Origin of the sequence: Pseudomonas sp. yb_5 (assembly GCF_043103865.1) — a bacterium.
Classification (GTDB): domain Bacteria; phylum Pseudomonadota; class Gammaproteobacteria; order Pseudomonadales; family Pseudomonadaceae; genus Aquipseudomonas; species Aquipseudomonas putida_Y.
Genome location: NZ_JBICKE010000144.1, coordinates 1 through 411 on the forward strand (window position 1 = coordinate 1; position 411 = coordinate 411).

General features: G+C 46.5%; 1 rRNA gene. It reads right to left on the reverse strand.

Annotated elements, in window-relative coordinates:
* Positions 1–256 (reverse strand): 23S ribosomal RNA (locus ACF8GF_RS25380); the annotation flags it as partial.
* Between the last annotated feature and the right edge of the window lie 155 nt (positions 257–411).

Below are 411 nucleotides of genomic sequence, written 5' to 3' on the forward strand. Positions count from 1 at the left end.
TTCGCTCGCCACTACTAAGGGAATCTCGGTTGATTTCTTTTCCTCAGGGTACTTAGATGTTTCAGTTCCCCTGGTTCGCCTCTTGCACCTATGTATTCAGTACAAGATACTCAGCTTATGCTGAGTGGGTTCCCCCATTCAGAGATCTCTGGATCACAGTCTGTTTGCCGACTCCCCAAAGCTTATCGCAGGCTACCACGTCTTTCATCGCCTCTGACTGCCAAGGCATCCACCGTATGCGCTTCTTCACTTGACCATATAACCCCAAGCAATCTGGTTATACTGTGAAGACGACATTCGCCGAAAATTCGTACGTTGCTCTTTCGAGCAGAACTCACAAATTTTACCTTAGCCTGATCCACCAGCAGTGAAACTGGTGTTCAGTCTATATCTATCACATATCCGAATTTT